Below are 7,731 nucleotides of genomic sequence, written 5' to 3' on the forward strand. Positions count from 1 at the left end.
CGCGTATGCGTGGGAGAACCCGATTCGGTGCCGCCAGCGAAACGGCACGGATGACCCGCCGCTCTGGATTTCGGTCGGCTCGCTTCCCGACGGTAGATTTGCCGAGCTGATTGGATTCATGGATATCGACGGCGTTTGGTGCGTGTTCCACGCGATGGTGCCGCCGACGAAGAAGTTCAAGCGTGAGCTGGGATGGAGGTAGACATGAACGGAATCGTTGCCGAGAACGGCAAGGTCGTTACCGATGAGATGATTGCCGATTGGGAAAGCGCCCTTGAGCGCGATGAGTGGCCTAGCGGATGGGTCAACGTTGGCGAGGTTGTCGAGGGCAAGCTCCCGAAGGCCGCACCCGAGACGGTGACGCTGTCCCTCAAGGTTCCAGTTGCGATGAAGCGGGCTCTTGAGAAGGAAGCGAAGGCCGAGGGCAAGTCGACGGGTGCGTATGCCCGCGGAATCCTCGCCGATGGTCTCATGGCCATAGCGTAAAGCAGCAGGGGAGCTAACAGAAAGGGGAGCCTTCAAGGCTCCCCTTTCCTGCCGGCGACCCTGTTGTAATTTGGGTCAGAGCTTCATGGCTAGCCCCTCCAAGCCCTCCTGAGCCTTTGCCAGCGGCTCAGCTCTTATGTATATACACTCTATATAAATTCTATATAGAGTGTATATACAATCTATATACTATCTCGATTCATACGCAGTTCAAGACCCTCGACGATGAGGCGTGAGACCGTTGTATTGTGTTCAGCGGCATAAGTCGAAATCTCGGCTTTTTGTTCATCAGTCACCCAGAAAGTGATGCACTTTCCCTTTTTACGAGTGCTGGTCGAGTCACCTTTGTGGCGCGTATCCTGGTTTGCCATGAGGGTCGGCGCAACCTCCTCAGGCACCGTCATTCGACGGACTGGCCTCTTAGCCGGCATAGTGAATCTCCTCATCGTTACGCAAGATTTCTTTCAGTTCATCCCAAATCTCCTCATAGCCGAAGAGATCATCGCCAAACGAATTGCCGAAAAAGTTTCGCAGCCCTTCGCGGCGGCGGACTTGATGGTCGAAATAACTGAGGTCGGCATCTTCAATCTCGCTCTGTGCCTTTGCAAACGAAAGGGTGTTGGCCGCAACCTGAGTAAGTAGCACGCCGTAAAAGACCTCGCGCTTCGTAAGCGTGCGTGCGGTCTCGATGGTCTTCACAACGTCGGCCGCGCCCGGACCCGTCGGAATCACGACGAAGTCCGATGCCTCAGCAGCCTCGTCCATGATGTTGCCATTCGGTGGGCAGTCGATAAAGATCCATTTGTCAGGATTCCTGCGGTATTGGATGCCGGCGCGCCGCACCGTCGCCAGGTTCGCCGACGTTACGGAAAATGGAAGGGAATCATTGTTCTGATCGGCGAGGAGCGCCCAGAAGCTTGCGCTAGACTGCGGGTCGCAGTCGTAAACCTCGACGCTCTTTCCCTCGCGCTCAGCAGCTGTCGCCAACGCCATTGCCGTCGTTGTCTTGCCGACACCACCTTTTAAGTTCATAGCCGAAATAATCACGGGCGTTCCTCTCAAGTGCTGTTGTATCTAACAGTGAGTCTATATAGAAAGTATATACAGTCTATATAGACTGTATATACTTTTCTTTCAACTCGGCGAGCTCGTCGCCTGTAAGCGTTCGCCCCGCGCTCCTCGCCGCACGCAGCCCCTCGAACAGGTCTGGCGCCTCGTGTCTCGCCCATTCAATTGCAGCTCGAACGCCGAGGGCGCGAGCTTTCATCAGGTCGGAACGCTTTCCCATAAGGTCGGCTGTCGTCATGGCGTCGAAGTAGTCGTCGGTCTCAGTGTTCCATGCCTGGTGTTCATCATCGATGCCGATCTTGATCTGATTGAGAAGATCTTCGTTCTCGCGGACAATTCTCTCGACCTCGGCAGCGCGCCTAAAGCCGAAAAAGACCGCCGTCTGCTCATATGGTTCCCACGGATGCGCCGCGACATGGCGCAGTACCGCGCGAACAAGACCTGGCCGATCATTTGCATACTTCCGCTTGAATTGCTCGGCCTGTTCCTCGATAACCCTATGAGGCCGGTACGTTGGACGCCTGTCTTGGCCCATAGCCTTCTTGTATTCATTCTGCCATCCAGGCTTGAGCCACTTATAGACAGTCGGACGGGACACCCCAGCGACGCGAGCTAGCGCCGACATACTTAAACCAGGGTTCTCAGCCGCAGTTTTCCAAACCTGCACGGCCTTCGTCGGCGCTCCATCTCGGTTGCCGTTATCCCACCAATTCGTGCCATGGGCCTTCTGATTCAGGTCCCTTGTCATGCGGGCCTTTTCAAGAGACAAATCCTTCGGGAGTCTCTTGTCTGGCGGATTACTACCATGTCCCATCTTCTCACCATATGAGACAGCGGCCTTTCGCTCGCAGAATCCCTGAGTGTAACGACGCGCCCGCCCAGCCGCTGAGCCGCCCTCAAACGCCTCCAGAGCCGCCGCCACGTCGTTAGCGGTAAACCTGTTGCTTGGCTCTACCGAAAGGGCGTCAAATCGATCAAGAAGGCCGTATGCATCGTCCTCAAGCTCGTCGTAAGAAACGCCACACTTGTTAGCCATGACAGCAAGATAGAAGATGCACCAATAACGGTGATCAACTGATGCCTGATCCCTGATGACGCTCAAAACCCGATCGTAGCCGGCACGGCCATACGTCCACCCTCCGCGCGGCTCGTCGTTAACAACGCACCTTTCATACCACTCGGGCCACAATTCTTTTGCCCGGGCGATCGGAGTCTTCTTGCGGGCCTCCTGCGTAAGCTCTCGAAGAGCTGCAAGACCATCCATATCCTTCTTGCCCAGCAGCTTTGGAACAAAAGACAGCAGATAGGGGATTGTAGCAGGCGGGGTCGCATCGTGAGAAAAACACTCGGCAACATACGGCTGCTTAATCTTTGGATTGCCGATGTCTCCATTGAGCTTCGTGGCGCTTCCGACCATCCGGAAACCTTGGAAGATGCCCTGAGTCTGCTTCTTGTCTGGGTCGCTGGCGCTTGTGTTGGCGTTCCAAACTCGGTCGGTCAGCTCGCGCTTGAGGACCTGTAGACCAGTGACGTAGCGGGTCATAAGCGGCACTGGATGTTCGAGAAGGTAAACGACGTGAAGGCCTGTCCCTGAGCTGACGAGATAGTTGGCATAGGGAATTGCACCACGCTCCATCTGGTGGAGCAAGTTATCAAGCTCGCGTTCGCCAACGTAATCGAGATCGATCATGATGGCATGCAAGTATCGGGCATTACGGCTGCTGCGACTCTTGCCGTAATAGCTGACCGGAGCCAGAAACATAAACGTGTTCTGCTCAATCGACAGCTTTCGAAGCTCTTCAAGTTCTTCAAGACCGTCATGAAGCGTGTATCGATGCATAATGCGTTTTACAAGTTTGTTGCCCTTTGGGTCGACTCCTCGTTCTATCTCCTTACCGGTGTCCTCAAGAACAATGACATTGGGCTTGCCATCGGAATCGTTACCCTTCTTCTGGAGAGTCCCATCAGGAAACATAGCGTGATAAAAGGTGTCGGGATCGCAGTAGCTCCAACCCAAACGATAGGCATCAAACAACTTCTCGTTTCTCACCTGATTTGCATGGCGCTCATTCTCATACCAGCGTCCATCATGCTCGCTGGAACTCTTACGACGCTTTCTCGAAACAGGCATACAAAGCCCCCTTTAAGATGAAAACAACACTCCCCTGGAAACAACCTCAGGAGCGACCCCGAGGGGGTGCCCTACGGGCTGAGCAGGACGTATATTAAGGTTAAATGATATTTTACACTTTTCCGCCTAAAAATGTGTATATAGAATCTATATACACTGTATATAGATTCTATATACACAAAAAGGATCACTCCGATGCCTCGTACGCGGTGATAAACGCCTTTAGTGGCGACGTCTCGGGAACGTGCCGGAGCTCTTCGCGATGCCGCATGTGCGCGAGTCTGCGCTCGCACATGGCCCGTATCTCGGCCCGATCGGCCCGGTCCTGGGCCTCGGCGTCCTCGGCAGTCTTTGCCTCGTAGTAGCCGTGCAGGTCGACAGTCACGGTTCTCTTGCCGCCGCCCGGCCCGGATCCAACATTGGAAGACACACGGTTCAGCATAGCCTCCGTACTTCCAATCAACGACTGGCGCGCGAGCCGCGCCACAGCCTCCGGGTCATGGAGCGAGAACGGTTTTGCATCGGGATCGGCCATGGCCCGGAGGGTCACCTCAAGCTCGGAGCGGCCCATCTTCGCAATCCTGAACTGCCAATCGAGCAGCTCGATATCGTCCATGACTACCCACGAACCTTGACTGCAATGAAATATCCGATGGCCCCACAGATGGCCATAGACAGCAGCAGCGCCGCCCAGCCCCAGACGCCAAGCCACTCGGCCCCGGCCTTCATCTGGGTCCACATGAAGCCAATGGCCACCAGGAGGACGATCAGGCACGCGGCACAGGTCACGACGCCGCACGCAACGGTCGCAACAATCATCGACCGCCTCGCGCTCTCGAGTTCATCGACGGCCTGCTTGGCGTTCGCCTGGCTGCTCTCAACGGCCTTTTTAGCCGCCCTCTCCACGTCCCGCAGGCACTCAACCGTGCGGGCCTCCACAGCCCTGTAAACGACGTTTGAGGCATCCTCCGCTCGCTCGGCGGCACCGATGACCGCCTCGCTCATATCGCGCATGGTGTCGGTGTTCTCGACCAACGCACAGTGCATCTCCTTCGCGATGCCGGCGATGCTGTGCATGTCCTTGGCGACGCGGAGCTGGTCGCGCGCCGCCTGTTCCTTGAGATCTGCCGATGCCTCAAGGGCATCGCCCATAGCCGCTAGGTTGTCCTGGCTGAGGTTGTCGAAAGTACCCATGATTTGAACTCCGTTTCTAGTCTAGTGGTGGATACCGTTTTCGTTTTCAAGCTCGATCTCGACCGAGAGCGGCTTGGCGACCTTTGCAGTCTTCTTGGCCTGCTCGCGGACGAGCTTGTCGCGCTGCTGGGCGGTCATGGCCTTGAGCTGGGCGGCGGTAATCGGTCGCCCGACCTCCTTGCTCATGGTCACGAGCTGGCGCAGCGGGCGTCCCATCTGCGCGCCCGTGACGGTGCGACCGTCTTGGGTGAACTTGAGGTCGCCGTGACCCTCGACGTAATCCATGGCCACGCCGCGCTGCGCTAGGGCGTCGGCGAGGTCGTTGAAGTGGTTGTTGCTCCGGCGCGCGAACACCTGCTGGATCTCGGCCTCGACGGTCTTGGCGATGGAGATATCCAACTTGGCGCCGCCCATGGCCATACCGCGCTTTCGCGCCGCCGTGGCGCGCATGAGGCCCGTGTGGCGGGCGATGAAAGCGCGCCGGCGCTGGGTGACGGCGTCGGTCTTCTGCGCCCACCATGCGCTCGCGCGCTCCTTGAGTCGGCGCAGCTCTCCGATCACGCGGTCGATGGCGCTGTTCGTCTGGCGCACCTCGACATTCATGGCCACGCGCTCAGGCGTGGGTCGCTGGCCCTCGTGGACGGTCGGGATGTACTCGATTTTGCGGTCCTCGAAGGACCGGTGGTCGATTGTCACGGCAACCTCGTTGTGCTTGGCGGCATGTTCGGCGAGGCGTTTGTTGGCGATGCCTGCCCAGGACGCGCGGACGCGCCTGAGTTCGGCTTTCTCGGCATCGAACGCCTTAGCGCCGTCCATCTTGGCGGTGACGGCCACTGGCGTCTTCGTCTTGCGGTCGTCCTTGGTGAGGCCTTGCGCCGCCGCCTGGGACATGGTCCGGCGCTCACCGTCCCGGAAGTTGTAGACCTTCTCGATGCCCTCGGCCTTGGCCGCTTTCCAGTCCTTGGCGGCGACCATGACGTCGCTGCCGTCTGGACGGCGGCACAGGTAGACCTTGGTTGACTTCTGCGCCCTGGGGCGCTCGAAGCCATCGGCACCGAGTTTGAGGGCGCTCACGAGCACGTGGGCGTGGGGATTACCGTCGCCCGAATCATGTATTGCCCAATCGCAGGCCTTGTTTTTGAACAGGTTGCAGAAATCGAGAACGCAGGCGCGTTGCTCGTCCAAGTCGAGCTCGCGGGGAAGGGCGAACTCATAGCGCTTGGCCACGAGTTCGTTGCCGCCGTCATATGCGCGCCGTGCCTCGTTCCAGAGACTCTGACGGTCCCAGGCGGGCGCACCTTCGGGAAGGACGATACCGGTATCGGCGATGCGCTCGGCGCGCGCGTAGCGCTTGAGCTCGCCCGTGGCCTCGTCGCGCAATGTCTCGCCGCTCTGGTAGGCGGCAGACGCGACGGCAGACGATCCGCGCGCCGGGGCGATGCCTCGGGCGTTCAGATGGTAGATGGCCATGTGGCGTCTGCCTCCTTCCGGCAAGCGAGTGAAACGAGCGCGCAGCGGTGCCGTGCGCACCGTGAGCCATTGAGGCGAACGGGCACGGTATCGCGGAGCGCAAGGGAGCCTTGGCGACCGCGCAGGCGCAGCCAATCGTAAGCCGCCCAAGGCGAACGGTTGGCGGTGTGCCGGAGAGGCAAGGAGCGCGAGCGACGCGCAGCGACCGCAGGGAGCGTAGGGGCTCGCCGCCTAGGCGCGCACGCAATGTCTCTCTCACGCAGCGCCGTAGGCGCGAGTAAGTGAGACTAAGTGCGCCCTTAACTTAAGTTAAGGGAATGATACCCACTCGTTACGGGTACAATCAAGTCAATTAAAAACGCAGTTGAAAGGCACAAAATGGACCTGAACGAATTCACGAGCATCGACGGGGCTCAGCGGTCAGATAACACTTTCGCGGCAGACGCCGGAACGCAGCCCGCGAAGCCGAAACGCAAGCGCGTCAAGAAGACCATTGACCAGCAGGTCGCCGAGGCCGAAGAGCGCCTGAAGAAACTCAAGGCGAAGCAGCGGAACGAGGAACGGACCAAACGCAACCACCGGCTCATCGCGAGCGCCGCGACCATCGAGGCCGAGGCCGGTCACGTTGAGCTCGACGAGCGCATTGCCACATGGCTCGGGCGGGTTCTCGCCAACGAAATTGCCAGCAAACCTGAGGGTGAGATCTCTCGATACATCGCATGGCGCGACGGAAAGGGCGGCAAACAGTGAATATCAAAATTGTCTACGAGGACCGCATTGACGCATGGGACACCCGAGCGGACGGGTCCGCATCGACCTCACACGCCGTGCTGCGCGTCAACGGACGGCATCTCGAACTTTGGAGCGCCCTCAGATTCGAGGAGGGGTACGACCCGGAGAAAAGTGGGCAGGCAAAGAGCAGCCGAACCGAAGAGGGGCAGGCCGAAAGCATCCTGAGCATTTCAGCGGAAAACGCCCCACAGATCCTCAATGCCTGGCTCGCTGTTGCTCACGATGAGCACGGGCTGCTCAGGCTCGACGTCGACGGTGAAACGCTCTACAAGTTCGAAGAGCCGGACGAGGACGAGGATGAAACCTCGGACAACGTCAGCGACGAGTTCAGCGGCGTGTTCGAAAACGTGGACTTTTTTGAACCGGAGGGGTGCCCGCAGGGAGCTTGGCGGCCACGAAGCCCCAGCGCGACCGCTCGATAATCAGGTGCTTTAATCAGATATACTAATCTGGTATACTTATTGGGAAAGAAAGGAGAACGGCAGTGGTCAGAGTGCATGGGAACGCCCTCAAGCACGGTCTTACCAGCGATGAGGTCGCGTATGCGTGGGAGAACCCGATTCGGTGCCGCCAGCGAAACGGCACGGATG

The 7,731-nt window shown here is 58.5% G+C and carries 10 protein-coding genes; 4 read left to right on the forward strand and 6 right to left on the reverse strand.

The window, feature by feature from the left end; all coding sequences use genetic code 11:
* Nucleotides 1-202: hypothetical protein (locus DW112_RS09680; protein WP_118328854.1), on the forward strand; the 202-nt coding region annotated here is incomplete at its 5' end.
* A 2-nt stretch (nucleotides 203-204) separates the two neighbouring features.
* The gene (locus DW112_RS09685) at nucleotides 205-486 is read left to right on the forward strand and encodes a hypothetical protein (protein ID WP_117807073.1); all 282 of its coding nucleotides are present in this window, start codon (nucleotides 205-207) and stop codon (nucleotides 484-486) included.
* Between the two features lie 182 nt (nucleotides 487-668).
* On the opposite strand, the gene DW112_RS09690 is transcribed toward DW112_RS09685, so the two are convergent.
* The 6 genes from DW112_RS09690 to DW112_RS09715 all read right to left on the reverse strand — a co-directional run bounded on the left by DW112_RS09690 (nucleotide 669) and on the right by DW112_RS09715 (nucleotide 6,349).
* Nucleotides 669-857, reverse strand: a complete 189-nt coding sequence (locus tag DW112_RS09690; RefSeq protein WP_158571751.1) for a hypothetical protein — start codon at nucleotides 855-857, stop codon at nucleotides 669-671.
* 49 nt (nucleotides 858-906) lie between these two features.
* Nucleotides 907-1,533 (reverse strand): ParA family protein, encoded by a 627-nt coding sequence (locus DW112_RS09695; protein ID WP_117638238.1) that lies wholly within the window; start codon nucleotides 1,531-1,533, stop codon nucleotides 907-909.
* Between the two features lie 61 nt (nucleotides 1,534-1,594).
* Nucleotides 1,595-3,685 (reverse strand): hypothetical protein, encoded by a 2,091-nt coding sequence (locus tag DW112_RS09700; protein ID WP_118328856.1) that lies wholly within the window; start codon nucleotides 3,683-3,685, stop codon nucleotides 1,595-1,597.
* A 187-nt stretch (nucleotides 3,686-3,872) separates the two neighbouring features.
* Nucleotides 3,873-4,301 (reverse strand): hypothetical protein, encoded by a 429-nt coding sequence (locus DW112_RS09705; protein WP_118328857.1) that lies wholly within the window; start codon nucleotides 4,299-4,301, stop codon nucleotides 3,873-3,875.
* Between the two features lie 2 nt (nucleotides 4,302-4,303).
* Entirely contained in the window at nucleotides 4,304-4,879 is a 576-nt protein-coding gene (locus DW112_RS09710) for a hypothetical protein (protein ID WP_118328858.1), read from the reverse strand.
* 21 nt (nucleotides 4,880-4,900) lie between these two features.
* The gene (locus DW112_RS09715) at nucleotides 4,901-6,349 is read right to left on the reverse strand and encodes a MobA/MobL family protein (RefSeq protein ID WP_118328859.1); all 1,449 of its coding nucleotides are present in this window, start codon (nucleotides 6,347-6,349) and stop codon (nucleotides 4,901-4,903) included.
* A 378-nt stretch (nucleotides 6,350-6,727) separates the two neighbouring features.
* Here DW112_RS09715 and DW112_RS09720 point away from each other — a divergent pair, with 378 nt between their 5' ends.
* Complete coding sequence (locus DW112_RS09720; RefSeq protein ID WP_117638243.1) at nucleotides 6,728-7,099, forward strand: hypothetical protein; 372 nt, start codon at nucleotides 6,728-6,730, stop codon at nucleotides 7,097-7,099.
* A complete protein-coding gene (locus DW112_RS09725) occupies nucleotides 7,096-7,563 on the forward strand; it encodes a hypothetical protein (protein ID WP_117638242.1) in 468 nt (155 codons plus the stop codon). Before DW112_RS09720 ends, DW112_RS09725 begins: the two co-directional genes overlap by 4 nt.
* Nucleotides 7,564-7,731 lie beyond the last annotated feature (168 nt).

The organism is Collinsella sp. AM09-41 (assembly GCF_003473245.1).
Classification (GTDB): domain Bacteria; phylum Actinomycetota; class Coriobacteriia; order Coriobacteriales; family Coriobacteriaceae; genus Collinsella.